The 24,047-nt window shown below is 59.3% G+C and carries 25 protein-coding genes and 5 tRNA genes; 20 read left to right on the forward strand and 10 right to left on the reverse strand.

Annotated elements, in window-relative coordinates:
• Positions 1-269 precede the first annotated feature (269 nt).
• Entirely contained in the window at positions 270-2,132 is a 1,863-nt protein-coding gene (locus XX99_RS18285; RefSeq protein WP_050060825.1) for an ATP-dependent DNA ligase, read from the reverse strand.
• A 302-nt stretch (positions 2,133-2,434) separates the two neighbouring features.
• Between XX99_RS18285 and prfA the strand changes: the two genes are divergently transcribed.
• Both prfA and prmC read left to right on the forward strand, forming a co-directional pair.
• Positions 2,435-3,511 (forward strand): peptide chain release factor 1, encoded by a 1,077-nt coding sequence (gene prfA / locus XX99_RS18290; RefSeq protein ID WP_050060826.1) that lies wholly within the window; start codon positions 2,435-2,437, stop codon positions 3,509-3,511.
• A 237-nt stretch (positions 3,512-3,748) separates the two neighbouring features.
• On the forward strand, positions 3,749-4,588 hold the full coding sequence (prmC, locus tag XX99_RS18295) for a peptide chain release factor N(5)-glutamine methyltransferase (RefSeq protein ID WP_156186066.1): 840 nt from the start codon (positions 3,749-3,751) through the stop codon (positions 4,586-4,588).
• Positions 4,589-4,672: 84 nt separating this feature from the next.
• Here the strand turns inward: prmC and rsmI are convergent, their stop codons facing one another.
• Entirely contained in the window at positions 4,673-5,593 is a 921-nt protein-coding gene (gene rsmI / locus XX99_RS18300; RefSeq protein ID WP_050061147.1) for a 16S rRNA (cytidine(1402)-2'-O)-methyltransferase, read from the reverse strand.
• Between the two features lie 130 nt (positions 5,594-5,723).
• Positions 5,724-6,860 carry a site-2 protease family protein gene (locus XX99_RS18305; protein WP_050060827.1) on the reverse strand — a complete coding sequence of 379 codons (1,137 nt, stop codon included), beginning with the start codon at positions 6,858-6,860 and terminating at the stop codon, positions 5,724-5,726.
• Between the two features lie 203 nt (positions 6,861-7,063).
• On the opposite strand from XX99_RS18305, the gene rsmD reads away from it, so the two are divergent.
• Genes rsmD through XX99_RS18320 form a run of 3 tightly spaced genes read left to right on the forward strand, consistent with a single transcriptional unit; the run spans position 7,064 to position 8,251 of the window.
• Positions 7,064-7,654, forward strand: coding sequence for a 16S rRNA (guanine(966)-N(2))-methyltransferase RsmD (gene rsmD, locus XX99_RS18310; protein ID WP_050060828.1), 591 nt, complete (start codon positions 7,064-7,066; stop codon positions 7,652-7,654).
• Positions 7,655-7,677: 23 nt separating this feature from the next.
• A complete protein-coding gene (locus XX99_RS18315; RefSeq protein WP_050060829.1) occupies positions 7,678-7,956 on the forward strand; it encodes a BrnT family toxin in 279 nt (92 codons plus the stop codon).
• Positions 7,931-8,251, forward strand: a complete 321-nt coding sequence (locus XX99_RS18320; RefSeq protein ID WP_050060830.1) for a BrnA antitoxin family protein — start codon at positions 7,931-7,933, stop codon at positions 8,249-8,251. Before XX99_RS18315 ends, XX99_RS18320 begins: the two co-directional genes overlap by 26 nt.
• A gap of 81 nt (positions 8,252-8,332) precedes the next feature.
• On the opposite strand, the gene XX99_RS18325 is transcribed toward XX99_RS18320, so the two are convergent.
• Entirely contained in the window at positions 8,333-8,905 is a 573-nt protein-coding gene (locus XX99_RS18325) for a hypothetical protein (RefSeq protein WP_050060831.1), read from the reverse strand.
• A complete protein-coding gene (gene thiL / locus XX99_RS18330; RefSeq protein WP_050060832.1) occupies positions 8,902-10,005 on the reverse strand; it encodes a thiamine-phosphate kinase in 1,104 nt (367 codons plus the stop codon). Before thiL ends, XX99_RS18325 begins: the two co-directional genes overlap by 4 nt.
• A gap of 315 nt (positions 10,006-10,320) precedes the next feature.
• On the opposite strand from thiL, the gene XX99_RS18335 reads away from it, so the two are divergent.
• On the forward strand, positions 10,321-11,277 hold the full coding sequence (locus XX99_RS18335; RefSeq protein WP_050060833.1) for a M23 family metallopeptidase: 957 nt from the start codon (positions 10,321-10,323) through the stop codon (positions 11,275-11,277).
• Positions 11,278-11,471: 194 nt separating this feature from the next.
• Here XX99_RS18335 and XX99_RS18340 read toward each other — a convergent pair whose 3' ends face one another.
• The 4 genes from XX99_RS18340 to XX99_RS18355 form a co-directional block, all read right to left on the reverse strand.
• Positions 11,472-12,800, reverse strand: coding sequence for a PQQ-dependent sugar dehydrogenase (locus XX99_RS18340; RefSeq protein WP_050060834.1), 1,329 nt, complete (start codon positions 12,798-12,800; stop codon positions 11,472-11,474).
• A gap of 147 nt (positions 12,801-12,947) precedes the next feature.
• A complete protein-coding gene (locus XX99_RS18345) occupies positions 12,948-13,964 on the reverse strand; it encodes a hypothetical protein (protein WP_050060835.1) in 1,017 nt (338 codons plus the stop codon).
• Positions 13,965-14,147: 183 nt separating this feature from the next.
• On the reverse strand, positions 14,148-14,645 hold the full coding sequence (locus XX99_RS18350) for a PIN domain-containing protein (RefSeq protein ID WP_050060836.1): 498 nt from the start codon (positions 14,643-14,645) through the stop codon (positions 14,148-14,150).
• Positions 14,642-15,097 carry a helix-turn-helix domain-containing protein gene (locus XX99_RS18355; RefSeq protein WP_050060837.1) on the reverse strand — a complete coding sequence of 152 codons (456 nt, stop codon included), beginning with the start codon at positions 15,095-15,097 and terminating at the stop codon, positions 14,642-14,644. Before XX99_RS18355 ends, XX99_RS18350 begins: the two co-directional genes overlap by 4 nt.
• Positions 15,098-15,313: 216 nt before the next feature.
• Between XX99_RS18355 and XX99_RS18360 the strand changes: the two genes are divergently transcribed.
• The 3 genes from XX99_RS18360 to XX99_RS18370 all read left to right on the forward strand — a co-directional run bounded on the left by XX99_RS18360 (position 15,314) and on the right by XX99_RS18370 (position 17,946).
• Complete coding sequence (locus XX99_RS18360; protein WP_050061148.1) at positions 15,314-15,613, forward strand: ArsR/SmtB family transcription factor; 300 nt, start codon at positions 15,314-15,316, stop codon at positions 15,611-15,613.
• 104 nt (positions 15,614-15,717) lie between these two features.
• Complete coding sequence (locus tag XX99_RS18365; protein WP_050060838.1) at positions 15,718-16,467, forward strand: SDR family NAD(P)-dependent oxidoreductase; 750 nt, start codon at positions 15,718-15,720, stop codon at positions 16,465-16,467.
• Between the two features lie 357 nt (positions 16,468-16,824).
• Positions 16,825-17,946 carry a serine/threonine-protein kinase gene (locus XX99_RS18370; protein WP_050060839.1) on the forward strand — a complete coding sequence of 374 codons (1,122 nt, stop codon included), beginning with the start codon at positions 16,825-16,827 and terminating at the stop codon, positions 17,944-17,946.
• Between the two features lie 123 nt (positions 17,947-18,069).
• On the opposite strand, the gene XX99_RS18375 is transcribed toward XX99_RS18370, so the two are convergent.
• Entirely contained in the window at positions 18,070-18,945 is an 876-nt protein-coding gene (locus XX99_RS18375; RefSeq protein ID WP_050060840.1) for a c-type heme family protein, read from the reverse strand.
• Between the two features lie 394 nt (positions 18,946-19,339).
• Between XX99_RS18375 and XX99_RS18380 the strand changes: the two genes are divergently transcribed.
• The 11 genes from XX99_RS18380 (at position 19,340) to nusG (ending at position 23,851) form a co-directional block, all read left to right on the forward strand.
• A tRNA-Thr gene (locus tag XX99_RS18380) sits at positions 19,340-19,415 on the forward strand.
• A gap of 240 nt (positions 19,416-19,655) precedes the next feature.
• Positions 19,656-19,743: transfer RNA gene (locus XX99_RS18385), tRNA-Tyr, on the forward strand.
• Positions 19,744-19,810: 67 nt separating this feature from the next.
• Positions 19,811-20,104: a hypothetical protein gene (locus XX99_RS18390; protein ID WP_231581476.1), complete on the forward strand. Its 294-nt coding sequence runs from the start codon at positions 19,811-19,813 to the stop codon at positions 20,102-20,104.
• A gap of 279 nt (positions 20,105-20,383) precedes the next feature.
• Positions 20,384-20,459 (forward strand) — tRNA-Thr (locus XX99_RS18395).
• Between the two features lie 98 nt (positions 20,460-20,557).
• Positions 20,558-20,632: transfer RNA gene (locus XX99_RS18400), tRNA-Gly, on the forward strand.
• Positions 20,633-20,700: 68 nt separating this feature from the next.
• Positions 20,701-21,009, forward strand: a complete 309-nt coding sequence (locus tag XX99_RS18405; protein WP_050060841.1) for a hypothetical protein — start codon at positions 20,701-20,703, stop codon at positions 21,007-21,009.
• A gap of 47 nt (positions 21,010-21,056) precedes the next feature.
• A complete protein-coding gene (tuf, locus tag XX99_RS18410; protein WP_050059839.1) occupies positions 21,057-22,244 on the forward strand; it encodes an elongation factor Tu in 1,188 nt (395 codons plus the stop codon).
• A 300-nt stretch (positions 22,245-22,544) separates the two neighbouring features.
• A complete protein-coding gene (rpmG, locus tag XX99_RS18415; RefSeq protein WP_050060842.1) occupies positions 22,545-22,694 on the forward strand; it encodes a 50S ribosomal protein L33 in 150 nt (49 codons plus the stop codon).
• Between the two features lie 78 nt (positions 22,695-22,772).
• Positions 22,773-22,848: transfer RNA gene (locus XX99_RS18420), tRNA-Trp, on the forward strand.
• 109 nt (positions 22,849-22,957) lie between these two features.
• Entirely contained in the window at positions 22,958-23,236 is a 279-nt protein-coding gene (secE, locus tag XX99_RS18425) for a preprotein translocase subunit SecE (protein WP_050060843.1), read from the forward strand.
• A gap of 18 nt (positions 23,237-23,254) precedes the next feature.
• On the forward strand, positions 23,255-23,851 hold the full coding sequence (gene nusG / locus XX99_RS18430) for a transcription termination/antitermination protein NusG (RefSeq protein ID WP_050060844.1): 597 nt from the start codon (positions 23,255-23,257) through the stop codon (positions 23,849-23,851).
• Positions 23,852-24,047 lie beyond the last annotated feature (196 nt).

The raw sequence follows: 24,047 nt of genomic DNA on the forward strand, positions 1-24,047 counted from the left end.
AGGGCTCAGGAATTTCCTGCACCGCGCCATCCGCGAAAGAACATGAAAAAGTAAGAATAAAACGACGACCCCGGGTGCCCCACGTCTCGATTCTGAGACGTGGGATTCCACACAGTTCAGTTTAGAAAGCTGTCATCCCGAGCGAAGCCGAGGGACTTGATTTCAGCTAGCAATAGCAACGCACAGAAAGAGCCAACCGCTAACGCTCTCAAGCCAACCGCTTCTTAGCTGCCCGGTCTTGAGCGACCCGCTTTTAAGCGACCCGCAGCTTAGCTGCCCTTATCAGGCTGCGACTCATAAATCTCTTCCACCCGCGCCAGCGTATCGATCTCCTCCACCGGCTTGTCATCGCGAATTCTAAGAATGCGCGGAAAGCGCAGCGCAAAGCCGCTCTCATGCCGTTCCGACCGCATCACGTTGTTGAAGGCCACCTCCAGCACCTTCAGCGGCTGGACGGTGCGAAAGTGTCCGTAATCTTCCAGCGTGTGCTCTTTGAAATAACTCGTCAGCTCGTCGATCTCCGCGTCCGTCAGTCCCGAATAGGCCTTGCCGACATTCTTCAGCGCATCTCCATCCCGCACTGCAAACGTGTAATCGCTGAGTACGCCGGCGCGGCGCCCGTGCCCGAACTCCGCGCCCGTTACCACGACATCCAGCGTGGCCAGTTCGCGCTTCAGCTTTAGCCACGCGAGTCCGCGCCGCCCCGGCTGGTACTTGCTATTCAGCGACTTGAGCATGACGCCTTCGTTGCCGCGCGCCCGCGCCTCGGTGTAGGCCGCATCTAGCTGCTCCGCGCTTTCGAGAGCCACCGCGGGAGCCAGCATGAGTCGCGCAAACTGAGGCGCTGTTTCGGCGAAGAGCTCTACCTGCCCTCGTGCTTCTGCATTCGCCGTCAGAGAAGCATTGCGGGCTACGAATCGCTCCAGACGCAGTCTTCGCTCATGCAACGGCTCCTCCAGCACAAGCGAATCGCCCAGGAACATCGCGTCGAAGGCCATGAAGATCACCGGCGTCTGCTCCCGCATCTCGGCCGTCACCCGCTTGCGTCCGATTCGCTGCTGCAGCACGGAGAAGGGAAGAGCCCGGCCCTGCGTGCCGCCGGCGGAAACAGGGCTCCACGCGAGAATCTCGCCATCCAAGATTGCCTTTTCTGGAATCGCGGCAAAGGCCTCGACCAGCTCCGGAAAGCTGGCGCTCAGGTCATCCCGGCTGCGCGAAAACAGCTCTACGCGCCCCGGCTCGGAGGCATCTCCGCAATGCAGCTGCGCGCGGATGCCGTCGTACTTATCTTCCAGGACGCCATAAATGCGCGTCGATGGCGGAGGCAGGCCTGCGCGTTTCGCGGGGATCTCTCCGGGCGCAGCTTCCTCTCCAGCTGCAGCCTCCGGAGCCAGCTCTTCCAGCAGCACCTCTTCCGTAAACCGCTCCACTGCTTCTTCGACCGAATCGACCGGGCTGGCCAGCATGAACCCCAGTGGATGAAAGAGCTTCATCCGCGCCTCGTCCAGACGATGTTCCGCCGCCAACCTCACGACTTCGGGCAGATTGCCGATCAGCATCGACGCACGCCGGACAGTGGCCGCGTCGGTTTCGAAGGCCGCGGCGACCGCTTCTTCGACCAGACTCTGCTTCACTCCCGTCCGCATGTCGCCCAGCATCAGCTTCAGCAGATACTTCGCCTCCACCGGCCGCGCTGCTTCCAACAGCCCGACTACCAGCGGCAATTTGGCCCCAGGACCTCGCGCCGCCGCGATCCTCGCAAAGATCTCCTCGACGATCGGGAGCGTCAGGCCGCCGCCTGCTTCTGGAATCGGCCCCGTTCGTCCATTTGCTTCCAGCAGATCCTGCGCCGCCGCGCCCATGTCGCCATGCCGTCGATAGGCTGCACTCATCGCCGCCTGGCTCGCTCCCGAACGCTGGGCTAGAGCTTTCGACAGCAGCGATCCGCCGGCGTTCAGGCCGCGCCGGTCGGTTTCGGCAAACGCGCTCCCCGAAAGATAGAGCGCTGCCAGCGCCGCGTCTTCCACTGCCAACCCGCGCAGGTAGGTGGACATCAGCGACCGCTTTTCGAGCTTCTTGCTGGTAGCCGCCAGCGCGTCATTCAGCTCAGCAAAATTTAGGAACTCACCCAACTCCACTCCTAACCGATCTGTAATTTGGGCACAAGCCGCTCACTGCCTTTTAGCTGCCCGTGTTTTAGCTGTCCGGACCTTAGCTAACCGCTTCTCCGCGACCCGGCTCCCAGCTACCGCAGATGACTATAGATGCGCCGGCTGCGTCTTTTCTCCGCGTCCGGCATCCAAAAGAGCGGTAAAATAGCTAATGATGCGGCACAGTCTCACCCTCGGCGCACTTCTCTAGCGGCTCCCGCTGCCAGTGCCGACGTCTGCCCATTTCCGATTTCAATTTCTGAACAGCACCCCGAGAAAAAACCATGTTTGAACGCCTCGAACAGATCGAAACCCGTTATGAAGACCTGGGCAGCCAGCTTGCTGACCCCACGATCATCTCCGACCAGCCGAAATACCAGAAGATCGCCAAGCAGCACCGCGACCTGGAAGACCTGGTCGACAAGTTCCGCCAATATCGACAGGTGACCACCGGCATCGCCGACGCCAAAGCCATGCTCGAAGAGAGCGATCCTGAGATTCGCGCCATGGCCGAGGAAGAGCTGGCCCAGCTCGAAGAGCGCGAGCCCAAGCTCGAAGAAGAGCTGAAGTTTCTGCTGCTGCCCAAAGATCCGAACGACGAGAAGAACGTCGTGGTCGAAATCCGCGCCGGCACTGGCGGCGATGAGGCATCGCTCTTTGCTGCGGAGATGTTCCGCATGTACACCCGCTTCGCCGAGCAGCACAGGTGGAAGGTCGAAGTTCTCTCCAGCTCCGACTCGTCGGTTGGAGGTCTGAAGGAAGTCACCGCCATCTTCGAAGGCGACCGCGTCTACTCGCAGCTCAAGTACGAGAGCGGAGTGCATCGCGTGCAGCGTGTGCCTGCAACCGAAACGCAGGGCCGTGTCCATACTTCGGCAATCACCGTCGCCGTTCTTCCTGAAGCAGAAGAGGTCGATGTCAAGATTGAAGCCAAGGATCTTCGCATCGACACCTTTTGCTCCTCCGGACCCGGCGGCCAGTCGGTGAACACCACCTACTCCGCGATCCGCATCACGCACCTGCCCACCAATACCGTGGTCAGCTGCCAGGATGAGAAATCACAGATCAAGAATCGCGAAAAGGCCATGCGTGTTCTCCGCGCGCGCCTCTATGAAGTAGAGATGGAGCGCCAGCACGAGCTGCAAGCCAAGGAGCGCAAGCAGCAGGTGGGCTCTGGCGATCGCAGCGAGAAGATCCGCACCTACAACTTTCCTCAGAACCGCCTCACCGACCACCGCATCGGCCTGACCATTCACCAGCTCTCTGAAGTAATGGAAGGCCGGCTGCAGCCAGTCGTCGACGCGCTCACCGGCCACTTCAACGCAGAGAGATTGAAGGCCGAAGCCGAAGCCGTAGCCTAGGGTGCTCCGCGCACGGCGGTACGCGCTTCGCGCCGATTCCTGCCGATGCTTGCAGCGGTGGCGTGACGACTCGAGGTTTGGGCTGTATCGCTGGGGTTGTCACTCAACCGGGTGCCCCACATCTCGCACTTGAGATGTGGGATTCTGCCGCAACAAGTCGTGAAAGGTTCCGTCCTGAGCGAAATTTGGGAGAACGCGCTCCCGACAGGGTCCGCTTTCGCCCGGCAAACCAAGCGAATGAACGATTCCATCACACTCCGTGAAGCAATCAAAATGGGGACGAACCGGCTCGATCCTTCGCCGACTGCAAGCCGAGACGCCGAGCTTCTCCTCATGCGCACGCTCGACAAAGATCGAGCCTGGCTCCTCACCCATCCCAGGGATGTGATCGCGCCAGAACAACTCGCTGCGTACGAAGAAAAAATCGCTCGCCGCGCGCAACACGAACCCATCCAGTACATCATCGGAGAACAGGAATTTTTCGGGCTGGCTCTGCAGGTAAGCCCGACAGTCCTCATTCCACGCCCTGAAACCGAGCACCTTATCGAAGCGGCTTTAGCCCGCCTCCCGCATGACAGGGCAATACGCATCGCCGACATCGGCACCGGTTCGGGAGCCATCGCCATTGCGCTCGCTCACTCGCTGCCACAGGCAACCATCGTTGCGCTCGATATCTCGCCCGCAGCCCTGGCGGTCGCACAGGGAAATGCCGTTCGCCACAACGTTGCCGCTCGCATCGATTTTCGCGAATCGGATCTGCTGGCGGCCGCGCAGGATGAGCGCTTCGACGCCATCGTCTCCAATCCTCCCTACGTTGCTACGACCGAAGAGCTGGAGCCGCAGGTGCGCGACTACGAGCCATCGACAGCGCTCTACGCCGGCGAGTCGGGGCTCGATATCTACCGCCGCCTCATTCCGCAAGCGAAGGCGTTACTCAAGCCGGGCGGATGGCTCATGATGGAGATCGGACAAGGCCAGCGCGATGCGATCGCCGATCTGCTTCAGGGCTGGAGCGGTGTCGAGTTCATCGCCGACCTGCAGGGGATACCCCGAGTGGCGATTGCCCAGAACGCATGAGGCGAAAGGCCGGATGCTCACTCCGAGAGGGTGCCCCACATCTCGCACCTGAGATGCGGGAGTAAGAAAGACCCGCGCGAAAGACTAGGTTCGCGCGTGTCGCGGCGTAGATTGCCGTACTCGCTGCAGCTCTCGATAAAGCTCGCTCTTCGAAACCCCGCGTTCCTTGGCTATCTTCTTTAGTGCATCCATCTCGCTCAGGCCCTCGGATTTTTCCAGCGCAGCGATTCGCTCCATCAGCGGTATCTCGGCCGTGGCCGCATCTTTATCGGCGGGTTGTGCCTCGACCAGCAAAACCATCTCGCCGCGCACGCGGTCGCGTTCTTTGAGCTGCGTGAGCACCTCGTCTACCGATCCGCGCAGAAACTCTTCGTGCAGCTTCGTCAACTCGCGCGCCAGCACCACGCGGCAGGCCCCTCCCCACACCGCCGCTACGTCGGCCAGCGTCTCCAGCACCCGGTGCGGAGCCTCATAGAGCACCAGCGTCAGCGGCTCCGTCAAGCTAGCGCGCAGCGCCTGTAGCCGCTGCTGGCGTGCGTTCATCTTTGCCGGTAGAAACCCCTCGAAGAGAAATCGCTGCGTATCCAGGCCCGACGCCACCAGCGCATTGAGCGCTGCATTCGCGCCTGGCACCGGATACACGGCCACGCCTGCGTCAATGGCCGCCTGCGTCAGATGCGTTCCCGGATCGGAGATCCCCGGCATGCCCGCATCGGAGACGACGGCGATGCGCCCGCCCGACTTCAGCAGTTCGACTAGCTCAACCGTCCGCTCCGTTTCGTTATGCTCGTGCAGGCTGACGGTCGAAGTCGTGATGCCGTAGTAGTTCAGCAGCTTTTGTGTCTGCCGCGTGTCTTCGCAGGCAATGCGGTCGGCGGATTTGAGCACGCGCAGCGCGCGCAGCGTGATGTCTTCCAGATTGCCAATCGGAGTTGCGACGAGATAGAGCCCCGGCGCCAAAGGCCGCGATGCAGCTTCACGCGCGTCTTTGTCGGAACCGCTCATCTGCATTTTGTCTAGGGAATCACTCATGTTCAGAGAAGAAAAATGTCATCTTTGGCGAGCGTAGCGAGTGATGTTCCCGGCCTTGCCGAGATTTCGGGAGCCCCACATCTCGCATTTGAGATGTGAAAACTCAGCTCTCCCGTTCAAACCGTCGATGCTCGGCCAGCAGTCCCATGCTGTTGCTGAGGTTTTGCCAGGTCACGATGCCCACAATGCGGCCGGCATCAGCGATCGGCACCAGTGACATGCGTCCGCCGGCAATGCGCCGGATCATCAGTCCCAGCGAGTCTTCCGGCTCGGCCACCTGAAAGGTGCGTGACATGATCGACTGCACGTAGCCGTTGCCGTCGCTGCGCAGCGCCTGCAGAATTCCCTGCTTCGACACCACGCCTACCAGGTTGGCTCCGCGCACCACCGGGAACTCATCCTGCAGGCTGTGAATCGCTTTGTAGAGTGCGTCGGCCAGGGTGTCCGAAGGAGACATGGTCGAAAACTCGGTGAGCATTACGTCCTTCATGCGCACCGTCTCCACCACAGATTGGAACATTACGCCCTGATCTTCGAGCTGCGCGCCGATGAAGACGAAGAAGCCGCCCATGATCAGCCACGGACTCAATCCCGCCGCCAGCCCGGTATTCGGCAGCGCCAACAGCGCGAGCCCCGCGATCATGGTCAGCATGCCAAAGCCCTGGCCGAGTCCCGAAGCCGCTCTTGTGGCCTGGGCCTGGCCGCGGGTGCGGGCGAGATAGCCGCGCAGCACGCGTCCTGCATCGAGCGGATAGGCCGGCAGCAGATTCAAAAGTCCCAGCATGGCGCTGAGCCAGATCGTCGACCGCATCAGGTGGGTCGGCGTAATCCAAGGCCTGGCGAGCAGAGGAACACCCGGCGCGGATCCGGCGATCAGTCCAGCGATGGTGCCCGCGAAAAGGAGATTGGCGATCGGCCCGGTTACGGCGAGCAGCAGCTGGAGGCGCGCTCCCGTGGCCCGCTCCGCGCTCTCCGGGTTGGCGTAGGAGAAGAGGCCGCCTATGGGCAGCAGCAGAACGCTGCGCAGTTGCAAGCCGTGATACGCGGCAAGGATCAGGCGTGCTATCTCGCGTACGAAGACCACCATCAGCAGCAGCATCCACAGCATGAATCCGCGCCACGCGGCGACTCCGGCAACGCTGGTCGAGAGCAGGCAAAAGGCGAGCAGCAAAAGAAAGAACGTATGGATGCGCAGGTCTACGCCGAACCACTTACCTAATGGAAATGACCACCCTCGCATCGCTCTCGGCCTTCACCTTTCTGCTGTTGTTCTATTGTAGAGGGTCGCGATTTCAACTCCCGGATCCGGAGATGGAATTCTAGTTCCGCATCCAGCGGCGGTAACCTTGTCCGATAGGTTGCCGAAGATCAGCATGGGGCGTCTCGCGTCTGGATTGAGGGCGCGGGATTCCACACCTCCGAATGGCATACCATCGGAAATCGATGCGTGTCATTGCTGGAATCTACCGATCCCGTCCTCTCATCGCCCCCAAAGGCCTGGACACCAGGCCCACCAGCGACCGCCTGCGGGAGACCCTCTTCAACGTGCTTGCGCCCCGTATTGAAGGCGCGATCTTCCTCGATCTCTACGCCGGTTCGGGAGCGGTTGGCGTCGAAGCCATCAGCCGCGGAGCCCGCGAGGTTGTCTTCGTCGAGAATGCGGAGCCGGCGTTGAAAGCCATCCGCCAGAACCTCACCTCGCTCGGGATCAAAGGTGGCTACGCGCTCGAACCGCGCAGCGCCGCGGCTGTGCTCAAGCGTCTCGCGACAGCAGGAAAGAAGGCCGACATCGTCTTTCTCGATCCACCTTATGCCGATGGCAAGGAATACGAGAACGCGCTCACGCTTCTTGGCGGCGAATGTGTGTCTATTCTTGCGCCCGAAGCCATTGTCATCGCCGAACACATCAAGAAGCACGAGCTCGCCGAGCAATATGGATCGCTGCATCGCTATCGGCTGCTCAAACAGGGAGACGCAGCGTTGAGCTTTTACAGCGTCGGGCAAGAGTCTCAGGAAAATAGCTTTGCCGGCTAGACAGATCGTAGCTACAATCAGCCATGATCGTTTGGGATGAACGCAAACGCCAAACGAATCTGGCCAAGCACGGTTTGGATTTCGCTGACGCTTACTTGGTCTACGACAATCCAGATAAAGTGACGTTTTCATCGCCACGGTTCGGCGAGGATCGCAAGCTGGACATAGCCATCGTCGAAGCCGAAGGGCGTTTCCTGACTCTGGTTTACGTTGTCCGCGGGGATAACGTCCGGCTTATCTCATTCCGCGCATCTTCGCGCATAGAAAGGCGGGAGTATGAGTGGCATAAAAAGTCAGACTGACTGGGAGCGGGTACGGCGGAATATCGCCGAAGACGCGCCGATCCCTTACGACCCCGAAGACGGCCCTTACGATCCGAATGATGAAGCCGCGACGGAAGCATATTTTGACAGCGCCATCATCACCCGTCCCAACCGGAGAGGACCGCAGAAAGCGCCCACCAAGCAGCTGATTTCGCTTCGCCTGTCGCAGGAGGTGGTCGATCACTATAAGTCGCTTGGCCCCGGCTGGCAGGCCCGCATCGACGAGGCTCTCAAGAAGGCCATCGCTCCCAAGCGCGGCAAAAAAGCGAGCTAGGGGTGCCCCACATCTCGATTCTGAGATGTGGGATTTCACTCCCGTCATTTCCTCCTCTGAAAAGACAGGGCGCCGCGATGCTCAAGGTGAGGGATCAACTCGCTCGCCGGTTCGCAAATCAATCGCAAACGGAACATCCGCATCGCTCATCAAGTCCCAGCCCATCCCCCGCAGCACATCGCCCTCAATGTCTGTGACGGTCACGCCCTCCGAGGAAAGCCGCGTCGTCTGCCATGCCTTGCCGTGTTCGCCCCAGGCGAGCAGCGAGTGATGCCCCACAAACAGCAGCAATCTCTGTTCCGGTAACCCTCGCACTTCCAGCACCGGGCGGTACTCGATCTGCGCGAAGTGCTCTGGGAGAGTGGTGTCGATCAGGTACGCATAGCCGCCGGAGACGGCGCAAACCCACTCCGGATTTGGGCAGCTCCAGATGCCGCTCGGGGCGGCCGGATCGGCGAAGCCAAGCGCGCAGGTCGCCAGAAATGGTTCCCCTTCCGCGGGCCGCACCAGCACCTCGAGAGCTCCGCGTTCCACCTCTTCCGCCTGCCGGGGGTAGACGAATTGCCGCTTGGGCAGAATCAGGGGGCGCTGGGGCAGGATCTCTGCGGTCCAATGGTGCGGAAAGTCCGGATGGATGAATGAGGAAGCCATCATTGCGCCGAAAAATGCTCCCACCCGCCCGATTCCAGTGCTGTCGTTTTGCCGTCGCGCTGCCGCAGCACGATACTTGGCCGCCGTCCCCTTCGTGCCACAATCTGGCCAATGGCGTGCACCTCAACGCTGGCTACACGCCTTGGAATCTGCACCCCTTTCGCCGCGGTAAACAGCAGCTCGTAGTCCTCGCCGCCGTGCAGGGCCAAGCCCAGCGCCGATGCCACCCATCCGTCGAGCTCGGCTTGCAGTGCCAGCGGGTGGATGGGGATGGCCTCGGCATCGATCTCCGCTGCCACGCCCGACTCCTCACAGATGTGCGCCAGGTCGGTCGACAGGCCGTCGCTTACGTCGATTGCGGAGTGAATCCTCCGCGCGGACGCCAGCCGGCTGGCAATTAGAATCCTGGGAGCAGGGAAGAGATGCGGATGTCCCGCTTGCATCTTGTGCGCCCCGGCGAATTTTTCCGGATGCCGGCCGATAGCCAGCAGCTCGGCAGCTGCGCCGCCCAGATTTCCGGTGACGTAAATCTTGTCTCCTGCTCGCGCGCCTGATCGCAGCAGTGCCCGGCCCTGCTTCACTGAGCCCACCAGCACGATGTCCGCGGCTGCCAGCCCGGATTGCATTCCTCCGCGCGCAGCGAGAGAGGGGGATTGCGCTGTATCGCCGCCGGCCAGTGGAACACCGGCTTGGTCCGCTAGCGCCAGCAGGCCATCCAGAAAGCGATCCAGCCAGCTCTTTCCTTTCTCTCGGATCGTCAGCTCGGGAGGGAGCGCGATAGAGAGGAAGGCTCCCAGAGGCTTCGATCCCATGGCTGCTAAGTCGCTCAACCCGCGAGCCAGACAGCGGTGTCCTACCGATTCCGGCGGATGCCAGTCGCGCCGGAAATGAACCTGCTCCAGGGAAAGATCGGTAGTTACAACGATTTCGTGACCAGCCGGAGGCCGCAAAATCGCGCAGTCATCGCCGATTCCCAGCCGCAGGCCGCCGCCACCTGACCGGCCGGCACGGGAGCGGATGGCCGCGATCAGAGCCCGCTCGCCGCTCTCGTGAGAAATGTGCTGCTTCACGTTCCTTTGGTTATTGGAAGACGTTTTTGCCATGGCACTCGCTAGCATAGCGCGGCCAACACCCGTCTGGCATTTCTACCAGCGTGGAGGGTTAATAATAGTGAAATGAATTGTTTAGCGGAATCCGGAGGCCGGCAGAGCAACAACCTGGAGACAAAAATCTTACCTGCAAATGTCCGCCATTCGGTTGACCCGCCTGAGGCCAACTGCTAGCTTCAATAAAAGATCAGGAAAATTATCGAAGCTAACACCCGATCGAGCAGGGCTCTCCTCGAACCTTTGAGTATTTCTCGGGCGAGAGAGTTTCCTGAATGTGACGAAAAAATCTGATTTACCCGTAGGTAGCACTTGCGCAGACGTTATTACATCATCTTTGTCGCGTCGGAAGAGAACGGCAAACTCCGCAAGATCCCGGTCCCTTTGCATTACGCATACGTATTCGCGGCAGCCGCCATCGTCGGCGTATTCACCATCACCGGCATGGCCGGCTCCTATAGCCGAATGCTTTTGAAGACCGCCAGCTTCAACCAGATTCGCTCCCAGCACGAGGCGCTGCGCAAGGATTATCAGCAGTTGGAGCAGGTCGCGCACCAGAAAGAGGTGCAGGCCGCATCGCTTGGCTCGCTGGCCAGCGAAGTGACCGCTCTCTATGGCTTGAAGCAGAGCAAGCTCGCCAAGAGCGCGGCCACAGCCCCGACGGTTTCTGTCGATACCAATGGAAACTTCACCGACGCTGCCTATACCGCGAGTCTCGACCAGTTAGCCTCGCTGCGCACCACTGCGCTATCCGGGCGGCTGTCGCGGGCCTTCGAGATCGGCCTCTCGCCCAACAGCAATGGCGGAGACAGCTGGCTGAATCTCGCCGACGCGCCCTCTCTCTGGCCGGTAGTCGGTCCCATCACCAGCTCTTTCGGCGAGCGTCAGGATCCGTTCAATGGGGAAGGCGCCTTTCACTCCGGCATCGATATCTCCTCGAGCTTTGGCCAGCCGGTACGCGCCACTGCCGACGGCATAGTGATTACGGCAGGCTTGGCCAGCGGCTACGGGCGCGAAATCCTGGTCGATCACGGCAACGGAATTCAGACTCTCTACGGCCATCTCTCCGGGTTTGCCATCACCTCCGGCGAGCAGGTCAAGCGCGGCCAGATCATCGGCTACGTCGGAACCAGCGGACGCAGCACCGGTCCGCACCTGCACTACGAAGTCCGCATCCGGAACACTCCGGTGAATCCGCACAAGTACCTGCGCGAGACCATGGACCAACTGGCCAGCGCCAACGGCGGCCAAAGCGGTATCGGGAACTAGCCGTTCGGGCACACGCGCTTCGCGCCATGACGAACTTACTCTAGGCATGGCATCTCTGTGAGGAATTTAGACCGTCACAGTACACCGGGTGCCCCGCATCTCGCTTTTGAGATGTGGGAATTAGCTAAACACAATTTCAAGAAAGACAAAGGCCGCCCCAAAAGGCGGCCTCTGTCTTTCTTGACTAACGAAGCTTACTGCCCGGCGTAGGTCACGTGCCAGATCGACCCCGACCCGTCATCAGTCACGAACAGGGAGCCGTCTTCACCTACGGTCACGCCTACCGGGCGTCCCCATACGTGTCCATCGTCCGTGGTGAAGCCGGTGAGGAAGTCCTCATACGCGCCGGTTGCCTTGCCGTCGTGCAAGGGAACGCGGATCACCTCATAGCCGGCCCGAGCTGCCTTGTTCCACGATCCATGCTCCGCCGCGAAGGCGTCGCCTTTGTAGGAGGCAGGGAATTCTGATCCCTCGTAGAAGGTCATTTCGAGGGAGGCAAAGTGCGGCTGCAGCAGGACGTCCGGCACCAGAATCTTGCCCTTCAGCTCCGGATGCTTTCCTTCGTGCCGCGGGTCCTGATTGCTGCCCATGTAGTACCAGGGCCAGCCGTAGAAGCCGCCCTCCTGGACATGCGTGATGTAGTCCGGAACCAGGTTGTCGCCGAGCATGTCGCGCTCGTTGGTCGAGCACCACAGCTGTCCGGTCGTCGGATTGATCGCCTCACCTACGCAGTTGCGGATTCCAGAGGCGTAGACCTTGGTGAACTTGCCTTCCGGAGTGAACTCGAGCACGTCGGCGCGGTGGAATTCCTCTGGATGTGTGTCGGAGTCATCCACGTTGGAGTGCGAACCCACCGAGACGAACATTCTTTTGCCGTCCTTCGAGAAAACGACGTCGCGCGTCCAGTGGCCTCCGCCGCGCAGCTTGCCGCCGCCGGGCAGGTCGGCCAGCTTCTCCGGCGCTGCTGACGCCTTCAGATCGCCATTCTTATAGGGAAAGCGAACGACGGCATCGGTGTTTCCGACATACACCCACTTTGGATTCGGTCCCGCCGGATAAAACGCGATACCGAACGGCTGGCTCAGGTTCTCGGCAAAGGTGGAAACCTCTTTGGGCTTGCCGTCGGCGTCGACACCGCGAAAGACCATGATCTTGTTGGAGTAGCTGATGGCGACAAACAGGTCGCCGTTGGGAGCTTTACGGATCAGCCGCGGCTGATCGAGCCCGGTGTAGTACAGGCTCACCTTGAACCCATTGGGAGCTTGCGGCATGGCGCCGTCCGGCCGCTTGACCATCGGAGCGCCGTTATCTACGCCCTTGGTGGCGTAGGGAGCGGGCAGGTCGGCAACGGTAAGCTTGCGGGCGGTTCCCGGCTTTTCCTTGGTGTAGTCAGTGAACGCGTCTTGCCCGGTGAGTGGTTTGGCGGTTGAATCCTGGGCTATGAGCGGCTGGATGGTACAGAGCAACAACCCCAGAGCGATGGGGGCGATCTGCAGATATCGGGTCGAGTGATTCCTCGGCATGCATTCCTCCGTGAAGCTAGTCAGACATTTGAGAGGTTAAAAGAGCAGATGGCAGCTTGGATGAAGAACGTTTTCTGGAGAGAAGCCTAAACGCACGCAGCGCCAGCTGTCACTTTTTGGACGAGCCACGCCGATCAATGGACGCCTTTAATTTTGCCCCGGCGGTCGGTTTCGGGATTCCCCTTCGTTCTGCAGCTCTACCGGCGCACTCACCAGCTTCTGCAGCAGCCCGGACGGGATACTTGCCGTCAACACCGCCCGGTTGCGGTGATGCTCGATCTGAGCGCTGTCCAGCAACGCCTTGGTGTCGGGATCAACTGCGCCTGCCTGCGCTCCGTCTTCGGCGCTGCGCACGAAATTGAGCAGCGTGCCGATGGAATCCGCAGAAGTTTTCGCGGCGGCTTCGTTCGGTGCAATCTCCTCGACGCGCAGCCGGGTTTTGCCGGTCCAGCTTAGCGAGGCCACGAAGGTCGCGTCCAACGTGAGCGGCAATGACATGCCCATCACCTGGAGATTGCCGCTTTCATCGCCCAGCGGAAGCCCGATCTGCCCGATGCCCCAGGCGAGTGATAGCAGCGGCACGTCTGCATAATGGCTGGCCAGCACGGACGATCCGGTAAACGGCAACGCTGCGGTCTTGTAGCGATCCAGAATTGAATGAATCTGCTCTTCGGACGGCGTATTGCTCACTGCGACCATGTCGTATCCGAGCAGCGCTACGCGCACGGTGCGTCCCTCGTTGGGGATGTTGTAAATCTCGTGATCGGCGTAGGTATCGGTCGACGCCGCCACTCCCTGCAGATAGTGGGCCAGCCGCCTGCCGTCGAAATGGCCCACGAAGACCTCGGAGAACGCTACCGGGCCATTCGGGCCTTTGGGATTCGGCATGCGATGCAGTGCGAAGGCCGCTTCATCCAGGTCGCGCTCCGGCTGGATGCCGGTGGCGTCGATGAACTGCTGGTAGTCGGGGGCTTGCTGTACCGGATGCTTCTCCAGATGGGTTGCCGCGCGCAGCGGCCGCAGATTGAGGTAAACAATGCCATCGGATTCGGGAAGCAGGCGGGCAGCCTCCGGAGGCGCTTTTTTGCGGAGGTAAATGGCGCCGCACAACAGCAGCAAGAAAACAGCAACGATAGTGATCGTGAGCCTGGTGCGGCGATGCATTCGGTCGGTAATGGCGCAACGGCCCCGCTTCGGTCCGTGCTTCCATCATCTCATCCCGACCCTGCTTCGAGTCCAGAGCGAGTTTTCGAGTGAAAAGAAGAAAAGATACTGGCTACTCAGAGCTCGATCCTCTGCTCCTCACAGAAAAACGCCACGAAGCTGGGAACATTCACTTGGAGTTTTCTAAGCAAATCTTCCAGCGGAATACCTATGTTTTGAGCCTGTTCGCCTTAATTTCCGAGCGACGATCCCAGGGGCCAGCTCATACAGGTGAATGGGGAATGTAGATGGACCTTTGCGTTCAATTCCCCACGGCTGCAGAAAACTCGCCGGAAAATCTTTCGCGTTGTAGGTCACGATTAACTTGGTTCCCGAACTAACCGCAGCTGCTAGAACGTGGCGATCTTTAGGATCATTTTTCATCAGGTCGATGAGTGGCTCGAAACCTTCTATCCAGGCCTCAGGGAAATGCGCGCGGAGCGTATCTACCCGATGTTTTGCCTGAGCGGGTGTTTTCTTCCATGGCTCGCCAGTGAGATTGCGGGTGACTTCAGCCATGATTTCATTCGACCATTTTGGAAGATAAAGCCGAGGTGTCTCTGCCATTCGCAGAAGCGTGTCCGCCAAAGGCATAGGCGGGAGAACACACGCATCCAGAACAGCAGGGTAATCGGCTTTCACTCGTCGCTTTCTCCTTCGGGTATTCCGGTCCCTTCGTAGGCGCCAGCCTCAAATTCTTTTTGGGCGAGCTTATTTAATGCAGTCCGGCGTTCAGCATCTCTCTTTTTCTGAAAAGCGACCAAATCTTTTAATAAAATCCGACGGTGTTGTCCGACTCTCTGAAATGGGATAACGCCGGCTTCCAACAGCTTGATAAGGTGCGGTCGCGAAAACCCAAGAAGGTTTGCGGCAGACTGTGTTGTGAGTTGCTGTTTTTCGGGAATGATCGTGATTGCACGGCCGGCGCGCATATTCCGGACCACATCTTTCAGAATTTGATACACGCTTTCCGGTAGGTCGAGCCGTTCTCCATCAGATCCAAATAAAGCAGGGGCTCCTAGCTGCAGAACGCGGTGGAGTTCCTGTATTTGTTCTTCTTCGGATGGAGGCATCGTGATCGTAGAGCCAAGCATCGTTTTTACCTCCACGAGACATAGTAATTGTTATTCGAAATAATCGCAACAACCGATTTATTCGAAACGCGCGAAACAAGGGCCACCAGCACAAGCAGCCGGCCATGGCGGGGTGTGCGGACGGGAAGGGGGCGACTCACATCTGGCTGGATAAAACCAGATCTGGCCCGGACGAATCCGAGCCGCCTCTCCGTGCATCACGCTAAGATCGATCCCATGCCGGTTGCAAAACAACTCGCGCTCACCGAAGAGCAGGTTCTGCTTATTGGCAAGGCTCTCGCCGATCCTCGCCGCTACGAGATCCTCAAGCGATTGAGCGATCACGAGCGCGGGATGGAGTGCAGCTCGGTACGCGACTGTTTCGACATCAGTCCGGCCACGCTTTCCCACCACATGAAAGAGCTGGAGGTCGCCGGACTTGTCCAGTCGGTGCGAAAGGGAAAGTTCGTCAGCTACCTCGTGCGCCGCGAGATGCTAGACGCCTACCTCCGCCGTCTCCAAGCCGATCTGGGCTAGCATTCACAGAATTTTCCCCGGCGCCGTGAATCTTATGTCTTCCCGGCTCATCAATTCGATAGTTATCGAAATGTCGAATTGATTCGATAGCCAGGAGAATTCTTATGAGCAAGCTGACAGGTAAGGTCGCCGTCGTAACCGGCGCGTCGAAGGGTATCGGAGCCGACATCGCCAAGGGATTGGCTGCAGAGGGTGCGTCGGTAGTGGTGAACTACTCGTCCAGCAAAGAAGGCGCCGATCGCGTGGTCTCCGAGATCACCGGTAAGGGCGGTAAAGCTGTAGCAGTTCAGGGCAGCGTGGCCAACGGTGCCGATGTGAAGAAGATCTTCGCCGAAACCAAAAAGGCATTCGGCAAGCTCGACATCCTGGTGAACAACGCAGGTGTCTATGCTTTCTCGCCGCTCGATCAGATTACTGAGGAGCACTTCCATCACATCTTCAACACCAACGTCCTCGGCCTGCTGCTGGCCACCAAAGAAGCGGAGACGCTCTTCCCCGCAGAGGGCGGAAGCATTATCAACATTGGCTCGGTGGTGAGCACGCTTACCCCGCCCACCTCCGCTGTCTACACCGCAACCAAGGGCGCGGTCGATGCGATCACGCGCGTGCTCTCGAAGGAGCTTGGCCCGAAGAAGATCCGCGTCAACTCCATCAACCCTGGCATGATCGAGACCGAAGGCACGCACACCGCGGGCTTCATCGGCAGCGACTTTCAGAAGAACATCGAAGCCACTGCGCCGCTTGGCCGCATCGGTCAGGTGAAGGACGTAACTCCGGTTGCAGTCTTCCTTGCCTCTGACGACTCGGCATGGCTTACCGGCGAGCTGATCGCCGTATCCGGCGGCCACCGGTAATCGAAATACCGTTCGCCTCGTGACTGCAGCCCGCGTCTTGCGGGCTGCAGTTGTTGTAAGTCGGATAGTAACTATGGGCAGTTACATCTCGGAGGGTCCGTATCGGCTTCTTGATGAATCGGAGCTGAGCACCCGCACACGGAAACTCCCACTCCGGGCGCGCCTGCGCTATCCTCGTTGCAGAGCAGTGATGCGAACCTCGGTTCACCCAACCCCGAAGAGTTAGAGTGGTTCTCCTGCAGGTGCACAAGAGGGGAATCGAACCTGACACAGCTTCTTCGTTGAGAAGAGCTGTACGGACCTGCTCGTATTAGTAAAGGGAGTGGCGCGGGCTTTTGATTTCGCCTGCGAATCGTTATGGCCTTTGAAATCGGACAACGCGTCGGGGACTACGAAATCGTAGGCATCCTGGGCAAGGGCGGTCTTGGCCAGGTGTACGAGGCTTCCCATGTCATCTCCCAGCGCCGCGAAGCGCTCAAGGCTTTGCTGACGCAAGAGCGCTCCGGTGAGGAGGTAGGCGAGCGATTCCGCCGTGAGATTCAACTGCTCGGCGCTCTCAGCCACCCGAATATCGCCTCTCTCCACAACGCCTTTTATCACGACGGACAGCTAGTCATGGTCATGGAGCTAGTGAAGGGGAAAACCCTGCGCGACAAGAGCGTAAGAACGCGCATTCCCGTGCCCCAGGTTTTGCAATATACGTGCCAGGTTCTTTCTGCCCTCGACTACGCGCATCAGCGCGGCGTCGTTCATCGCGATGTGAAGCCGACCAACATCATGATTACCGAGAATGACCAGGCCAAGCTGCTCGATTTCGGCATCGCCATCAGCGAGCGCTCCGCCGAACTCACTGCGCCCGGTTTCATGGTCGGCTCAGTGAGCTACATGTCGCCGGAGCAGATCGCCGGTGACAAGGCCACCAGCAAATCGGACATTTACGCGGTCGGCGTGATGTTGTACGAAATCCTGACCGGCCGTCTGCCCGCTAAAGGCGAGAGCAATTTCGAGATCATGCGCTCGCACTTGAGCGAGCGGCCCGTTCCTCCGCAGGAGGTCGATCCTCGCCTGCCGCAGAGCCTTTCCGTGGCCATCCTGAAGGCTCTCGAAAAGGATCCCGCCGACCGCTTTGCCACGGCGCGGGATTTTCTCGCTGCGCTCGAAGCCATTCCGCAAACGTTTATCGACGAGCTGCTTTCTTCGCCTACCCGCACCATGGCCGTGCCGAGCAGCGGTTCTTTCAACCTTGGGATTTCCGGATCACCCAGCCAGCCGCGCTCCTCGCAGGTTGCGGCTTTTCCGCTGGACGACGTGACCAAGAAGCTGGCCGTGTTTATTGGGCCTATCGCCAGCGTGCTGGTCCGTAAGCTGGCCCCCAAGTGCGCGAATCTCGACGATCTGTATAAGGAAGCGGCGATGCATATCCCTGCCGAAGTCGACCGCCAGCGCTTCCTGCGGTCGAAAGGCACAAGCCGACCGTAGTTTAGAGATTTAGAACATTTTTTCTATTACTGTATCCTCTTGGAAATTCGCTAAGTGCACCTTTTCTTGACGGAAAAGCTGCGTAAAGCGCCTCTCTTCGGTCTACACCTATAGAAAAATGCTCTAGCCGTTCAGCATCTCCATCGCTTTCCTCAAGCTGGTATGCATGCGATTGAACGAGGTTGTGACTTCGGCGATCTCATCCTTGCCTCGTACGGGAAGTGCGGCCTGGTCGATATCGCCGGTGCTGATGCGGTCCGCCGATGCGCTGACCGCGCGCAGCGGCCGGATGACGATGAGGTACATGCCGACATCGATCACGGCTATCGCCGCGAAAAAGATAACGCTCAAGCTGATCAGCAGGTCCCGGAAGCCCTGATTGGCCAGGGCGATTGGCACCGACATAGGGACAGAGATGATCTGTGCGGCGACGATTTCGTTGGGCTGCCAGCCGAAGCCGTTTTGATTCCCATAACGCTTGACCAGCGCTGCCGGAGCCACGCTCGGCAGGCTATGGCAGGTCAGGCATCCAGGCGCTGCCGCGATGGGGTGCGCCAGGTAGAGCGTCTGCCCGGTCGCTCCAGAGCGCTCGCCCGTGTACTCCTTGGCTCCGGGATGGTTGCGGAAGTACTCGATGATGTCGGCCTGCCAATCGTCAGCCCGGTCGGCCAGATTTGTCGGGTTGAGAGTGGCCTCTTTGTATGCGTATTCCGGGAAGGCCTTCCTGAGCCGGTTGAAGGTGACCGTAGCCGCATAAAATGGGATGGTCTGGGGTAGGAAGGTATTTTGATATTCCGGCGTTTTTTCGAGGATGGGGCTGATCTCTTCGTCGGTGTAGTCGCGAGTGGCCAGAGCGCCGGCAGCCATCAGCTCCGCCTGGTTGACAACTGTTTTCTTTGCGCCTTCCAGAAGAAAATTGCGCGCATTGACGGCAATCAGGACGAGTCCCAGTCCGAAGACAATAAACAGCAGGAGATTCAATTTAGCCAGTAGTTTCATAAGCAGAGCCTGAGCGCATTACAGCACAGAAATGATCGAATCTGCGCGTTATAGAGACACTGTATGAAGGGGATTGCTTCCAGTTTTCGTATGCGGTCTGCTGGATTATGGGCGGCGCGGCCGGATCAACGAGGTTTGGTTGGTGCCGCGGCCTGTTCCTTGGCGACAGTCCCGTGGATCGATAAATGAGGTGTTGAGGGCCGCACTTCTCGTGCATTTCGAACGGCTTTTCCACGAAAAGACAACGAAAGTCTCCCCTGTGAAATGTCCTGGCGGCGCTGACGTGGTGTGCGCGTTGCGGGGCGAGAATCATCGTGCTAAAATCCTGTTCTGTACCCTCTGATTGCAGACGCATCCGTGCGTTCGAAGTAAGCTTGGGTGCGAACTGTTTTGGGCTGGCGTAGCTCAGCTGGTAGAGCTCCTGATTTGTAATCAGGCGGTCGGGGGTTCAAGTCCCTTCGCCAGCTCCAAACGACCCAGGTCAAGACAGGCGTGAGCAGGGTAGCCGATCGCTCTTCGGGGCGGAATCCTTCCACCAGCGCAAAGGTTTTTTGCCGGAGTTCGACTCCGGATGGCCGCTGGGTGTCCTCAGGAAGAATGAGCGGTGAATTTGCCTGCGGGAAGATAGTTGGAATGGTCGAACCGGCGCTGAGATGCGCGGGCGAAGCCAGAGAGCGAGAGCGGTTTTATTCGAAGCTCTCGAGTGGTATGCACAGGTGGCCGAGCGGTTAATGGCAGCAGACTGTAAATCTGCCGCTCCTTGGAGCTACGGAGGTTCGAATCCTCCCCTGTGCACCAGAGATTGAGTAGTAGCGGGGTGAATCGCGGCGGGAGCGCTAGTAAGGCGCGAGCAAGGCGAGAGGGTTTGGGCGAGAGCCGAAAGCGCGAAGCCAAAACCCTCGAATGTGGTGGCTACGGAGGTTCGAATCCTCCCCTGTGCACCAGAGATTGGGAAGGCAGCGTCGGAATGGTGTTCGAGGGCGTAAGGCGCAAGGTGGTGGCCTTGGCGATGCTCGGGGTTCTGGCGGCGGTAGCTTGGCGAACGATGGATGCGGGCAGGGTTCGCACCCTGGTGTTTGTTTTGCTGGGTGGATTTGCTCTTCGCGTAACGTTGACGCCGGGGCGTTCGCGTTACGATGGAGAAGGGAGTCCCGATTGAATTCGAATCGGGATTGTGTCGTAAGGTTTGGGTGAATCGCGGCGTGAGCGCTGGAAAGGCGCGAACAAAGCGAGAGGGCGGGAGCGGTTTTACTGCGAAGCCCTCGTAAACGGGTGAATCGCGGCGTGAGCGCTGGAAAGGCGCGAACAAAGCGAGAGGGCGAGAGCGGTTTTACTGCAAAGCCCTCGTAAACGGGTGAATCGCGGCGTGAGCGCTGGAAAGGCGCGAACAAAGCGAGAGGGCGAGAGCGGTTTTACTGCGAAGCCCTCGTAAACGGACGCTGATGTAGCTCAGTTGGTAGAGCACTCCCTTGGTAAGGGAGAGGTCACCGGTTCAATCCCGGTCATCAGCTCCAGAATTTAGAGCAAGTCAGCGAGTCAGCAGGCGAGCCGAGGAGTGGGCTGGCTTGCTGACTCGCTTCTGCCGAAGGCGGGCTGGCTTGCTGCAGTACGTGCGGGAGTAACTCAGTGGTAGAGTCACAGCCTTCCAAGCTGTTGGTCGCGGGTTCGATTCCCGTCTCCCGCTCCAGAAGTTGAAGGTCGGATTTTCGAGATAGGCGCGGCTTGGGCCGCTGAGGAAAGAAGGCAAGGGTCAGGATGTACGAACAGGCAGTGCTTCCCATTCGGGACGAAAAGACCTTCAGCGATGTGCATGGCGCCCTGAAGTCGGCTTTTGCGGCGAAACAGGTCGAGCGATTTCTGAATGGAGTGCAGCGCAATAAGCTCCGCGCGCGCCAGTTCGAGGCCATCCTGGCCAGCGGTCTTCTTGGTCCTGAAGCGGCGGCAAAGTATGCTGCACTGGGCGACTCGGACCGCGGCCACATTCGCGAGCAGTACCTGAGTATGGTGGAGCACGTAGAGCCAGCCATCCGGGCAAAGTATTTGAAAGTCTATGCGTACTACTGAGTTAGCGCGCATTTAAGAGTTTTTTTACAGAATTCGAGGAGAAGGAAATGGCGAAGGAGAAATTTGACCGGTCGAAGCCGCACGTGAATGTGGGAACGATTGGACACATTGATCACGGGAAGACGACGTTGACTGCGGCGATCACGAAGGTGTTGTCGAAGCACAACCCGAACAACAAGTTCCGCTCGTTCGACACGATTGACAACGCACCCGAGGAGCGCGAGCGCGGTATCACGATCGCGACGGCGCACGTGGAGTATGAGACGGCGAACCGTCACTACGCGCACGTCGATTGCCCGGGCCACGCCGACTACATCAAGAACATGATCACCGGCGCGGCGCAGATGGATGGAGCAATCCTGGTCGTCGCTGCGACCGACGGACCGATGCCGCAGACCAAGGAGCACGTTCTGTTGGCTCGCCAGGTAGGCGTGCCGTACATCGTGGTGTTCCTGAACAAGTGCGATGCGGTGGAAGATTCCGAGCTGACCGACCTGGTCGAGATGGAAGTTCGCGAGCTGCTGTCGAAGTACAACTTCCCCGGCGACGATGTGCCGGTGATTCGCGGCTCTGCATTGGGAGCGCTTAACGGTGAGGCGCAGTGGGAGAAGTCGGTGGACGAGCTGATGGCCGCTGTCGACGCGAATGTTCCGTTGCCTGCACGCGCGATCGATCAGCCTTTCCTGATGCCGATCGAAGACATCTTCTCGATCTCGGGTCGCGGCACTGTGGTTACGGGCCGTATCGAGCGCGGCAAGGTGAAGGTGGGCGAGGAAGCAGAGATCGTAGGCTTCCGCGACACGCGCAAGACGGTCGTTACCGGCGTCGAGATGTTCAAGAAGCAGCTGGACGAAGGTCTGGCCGGCGACAACGCGGGGCTTCTGCTGCGCGGCATTGCCAAGGAAGACGTGGAGCGCGGAATGGTTCTGGCCAAGACCGGCTCGATCACGCCGCACACCAAGTTCAAGGGCGAGATCTACGTGTTGTCGAAAGAAGAGGGCGGCCGTCACACGCCGTTCTTCAACGGCTATCGTCCGCAGTTTTACTTCCGCACCACGGACGTGACTGGTTCGGCGACCCTGCCTGCGGGCACGGAGATGGTGATGCCGGGCGACAACATTTCGCTCGAGATCGAGCTGCACACTCCGGTGGCGATGGAGAAGGGCCTGCGCTTTGCAATCCGCGAAGGCGGACGCACAGTAGGCGCCGGCACCATCTCGGAAATTATCAAGTAGCAGCTCAAGTCCGGGTGGCTGAAGCGGTTTGCTTAAAGGCGGCCAGCTTCAAAGCGGTTAGCTTAAGGCTGGATAGTTGAAATTCGGGTAGCTTGGGTCTGGGCAGTTCAAGGCCGGTAGCTCTCGCGGTTGGCCAGCTTAAGCCTGGTTGGCTCGAAAGTGGTTTGCAGTTTCGGAGGGAGCCGGGGGCTTTAGCCCCCGGAAATCCCTTCAAAGTAGAAAGGGGCTTTAGCCCCGGAAGTGAATAAGCGGATTTGATCGTCCCGGACGCGATTTCGGCCGATCGGTTAGGATAAAAAGATGCGCGAAATTGTGACATTACAGTGCCCCGTATGCAAGGAGCGGAATTACTCGACGACGAAGAACAAGAAGACGACCACCGGCCGTCTGGAGTTCTCGAAGTTCTGCAACCGCTGCCGCAAGCACACGGACCACAAAGAAACGAAATAAGGCAGGGTTCAGGGATTAGGTTGTAGGGCACAGAGAATTCAGGTTTTCTACGCCCTGTACCCTACCCCCTGCTGTTACAGGGGCGTAAGCTCAACGGTTAAACTGTCGGTCTCCAAAACCGAACTTCTCGGTTCGAATCCGAGCGCCCCTGCCAGATTTTTGAACCAGGCAACATGCGGTATCGTAGGTAGGATCAGAATCGAAGAAGTAGAGAGTGGTTCCCCGCCGCTCTGACCAGGAAAAAGCTGGGCAAAGAAGGGTTTATGGCAAAGGCAATCGTAGCATCCGATCAGCAGGAACGTTCCGGCGCGCAGCAGGGTATGCAGCATGTGACCGGCTTGGTCACCCGTACGCGCGAGTTCCTGAAAGACGTGCGTGGCGAGATGCGCAAGGTAGTGACGCCCTCGCGCGACGAGGTGCGTACTACGACCACCGTTGTCATCCTTACTGTTTTTGCCTTCGCCGGCTTCTTCTATGTGGTGGATTCGGTGCTCGATCACGCGCTTCGCGCGCTCCTGCACTCGCTGGGGAGCACGCAGTAGGTGCTAGAAGAGGGTTTGATGGCAGACGAAATCGAAAACAGTGGCGAGCAGCCGCCCGAACAGCTGGGGCCTCCGGCCAACGAGCAATTCAAGTGGTATATCATCCACGCCTACTCGGGCTTTGAGCGGAAGGTTCGTGAATCCATCGAGAGCCGGGTGCAGGCTTTTGGTCTGCAGAACCGCATCGGCCGGGTGATGATTCCGACCGAGCCGGTCACTGAGCTGGTCAACGGCAAGAAGCGTACCGTCGAGCGGGTCTTTCTGCCCGGCTACGTTCTGGTCGAGATGGATCTGGACAACGATCTCTGGCACGTGATCAAGAACACGCCCCGGGTCACGGGCTTTCTCGGCACCGGCGACAAGCCGGTGGCTCTGAGCGAAGCGGAGGTCGGCTCGATCCTCTTCCGCAGCGAGACGTCGAAAGAGAAGCCGCGCCTCAAGATCAAGTTCGAGAAGAACGAATCGGTACGCATCACCGAGGGCCCCTTCGCCAACTTCAACGGCATCGTCGACGATATCAACGAGGATCGCGAGACGCTGAAGGTGATGGTAACGATCTTTGGCCGCTCCACTCCGGTAGAGCTCGAATTCGGCAAGGTAGAGAAGGTCGAGTAGCGCAGGGATTGGAGTTGAGAGCTTAGCGTTTACCGTAGACTCTCATCTCTCTCGTAGAGATCTTGTATCAGGGCATGGCTTCAGCCGCGCCGGAAGTATAGAGAAGGAAAGCGGTTTTAGCCGCTGGTGGAATTGGCCCTGAAGGCTCTCTGCCGAAAGAATTCAGCTAGGGGCTGATAGCGAGAAGCTAGAAGCT

This window comes from Silvibacterium bohemicum (assembly GCF_001006305.1).
GTDB lineage: Bacteria > Acidobacteriota > Terriglobia > Terriglobales > Acidobacteriaceae > Silvibacterium > Silvibacterium bohemicum.